This is a genomic window from Mycobacterium sp. 852002-30065_SCH5024008 (genome assembly GCF_001665645.1).
Lineage (GTDB): Bacteria > Actinomycetota > Actinomycetes > Mycobacteriales > Mycobacteriaceae > Mycobacterium > Mycobacterium paraffinicum.
The window spans coordinates 1-1,184 of the sequence record NZ_LZSZ01000074.1 but is presented as its reverse complement, the minus strand read 5'-3'; the positions used below and the strand labels follow the sequence as shown (position 1 = coordinate 1,184).

Below are 1,184 nucleotides of genomic sequence, written 5' to 3'. Positions count from 1 at the left end.
GATCTGGCGGTCGAGATTCCGTTGCGGGCCCAGCTTTTCCGCCTCGACGAGGATGAGTATGTGTTGGTGGCGGTGGCCCATCATATCGCCGCGGATGGCTGGTCGATCACCCCGCTGATGCGGGATCTGGGCACCGCCTATGCCGCACGCTGCGCCGGCCAAGCCCCGGGTTGGGTGCCGTTGGCGGTGCAGTATGCCGATTACACAGTCTGGCAGCGTGAGCAGCTCGGCAACCTCGACGACCCGGATAGTTGCATTAGCGGGCAGTTGGCCTACTGGCAGGGCGCGTTGGCCGGGATGCCTGAACGCCTGGCGCTACCCACGGATCGGCCGTATCCGGCGGTAGCCGATTATCGCGGCGCCAGTGTGGCCTTCGAGTGGCCGGCGCAGTTGCAGCAGCAGATCGCCCGGTTGGCCCGGGCACATCAGATCAGCAGTTTTATGGTGATCCAGGCCGGCTTGACGCTGTTGCTGGCCAAACTGAGCGCCAGTTGTGATGTGGCTGTCGGGTTCCCGATCGCGGGCCGGCGTGACCCGGCGCTGGATGAGCTGGTCGGGTTTTTCGTCAACACCTTGGTGTTACGCGTCGATCTGGCCGGTGACCCCAGTGTGGCCGAACTGTTGGGGCAGGTGCGCGCGCGTAGCCTGGCTGCCTTTGAGCACCAAGACGTGCCCTTTGAAGCGCTGGTTGAGCAACTCCATCCGGCCCGCAGCCTGGCCCACCAGCCCCTGGTGCAAGTGATGCTGTTCTGGCAACACCAGCATCCCGTCGAGCTGGACCTAGGTGGTCTGCAGGTCAACCCCATACCGCTGCAAACCCACACGGCGCGTGTGGATTTGACGTTCACGTTGGCCGAACGCTGGACCGGGGGCGGTGAGCCGGCCGGCATCGGTGGGGCGGTGGAATTTCGCACCGACATCTTGAACCCCAACAGCATCCAGACGCTAATCGAGCGGTTCCAGCGCCTGCTGGAGGCCATCATCGCGGATCCGTCGCGGCTGTTGTCGTCGATTGATGTGCTTGGCGCCGATGAGTATGCCTGTTTGGATAACTGGGGTAATCGGGCGGTGTTGGACCGTCCGGCGGTGTCGGGGGTGTCGATTCCGGCGTTGTTTGCCACCCAAGTCGGCCGCACGCCCGAGGCGGTGGCGCTGACTTTCGGGGACCGCTCGTGGACGTATCG

At 64.5% G+C, this 1,184-nt stretch carries 1 protein-coding gene; it reads left to right on the top strand.

Going from position 1 to position 1,184, the window contains the following annotated elements; translation table 11 throughout:
• Positions 1-1,184 (top strand): condensation domain-containing protein (locus A5781_RS09405; protein WP_231990679.1); only part of this gene is annotated, 1,184 nt, incomplete at both ends.